The sequence below is a fragment of the Globicatella sp. HMSC072A10 genome, assembly GCF_001811625.1.
GTDB classification, from domain to species: Bacteria; Bacillota; Bacilli; order Lactobacillales; family Aerococcaceae; genus Globicatella; species Globicatella sanguinis.
The window spans coordinates 1-627 of record NZ_KV805783.1; the positions used below are offsets into that span (position 1 = coordinate 1).

Genomic DNA, 627 nt, shown 5'->3' on the forward strand with positions numbered 1-627 from the left:
TTTAGCTTACCAACAGTTATTTTACACTAAGGGTAAACGATGACAACAAATTTCTATCAAAAATTAGAACTTCTTCCCCACCCGCAAGATCAAAAACAGTGGATCGCTGAAATTACCGGACCCGATGAAACTTACCATGTAAAACGTGAGTTTCTTCCTTTAGAAGAAGATCATTATCGTATTTATGATGGGTGGTATCAAATTCATGGAACATTTCCAAGTGCTCAGACTCCTTTTACAAAAGAGTATTGTTATGTCCAAGACGGTCAAATGGTTCGCAACCGTTCCTACCGACAAACTTTAAGTGAATTAGATCAAATTACTGCGTTTGAATCTAAAAGAGTGGAGCGGTTAAAAGATTACATTAAAGATCACTTAGACGATATTTACCAACAAGTACCTCATGAAATGGTTCAAGAGGCTTTATTTGAACAAAAAGACCAGCTATCTTTCATTAATACTTCCAGCGAACTATATCAAGGATTACACCAACTATTATTTCAAAAAGAGCGCTATATCAAGCGGTTTCAAGAGGGTATAAAAAAGTGGCATGAATTTGATCAAGATGCTTGACAAAGAAAAAAGGATGCGTTAAAGTTTAGGTAAGCCTAAACAAAGAGAACAAAA

At 35.4% G+C, this 627-nt stretch carries 1 protein-coding gene; it reads left to right on the forward strand.

What is annotated here, in order from left to right; all coding sequences use genetic code 11:
* Positions 1–39: 39 nt before the first annotated feature.
* Positions 40–573 (forward strand): hypothetical protein, encoded by a 534-nt coding sequence (locus HMPREF2811_RS08275; RefSeq protein ID WP_006700815.1) that lies wholly within the window; start codon positions 40–42, stop codon positions 571–573.
* Positions 574–627 lie beyond the last annotated feature (54 nt).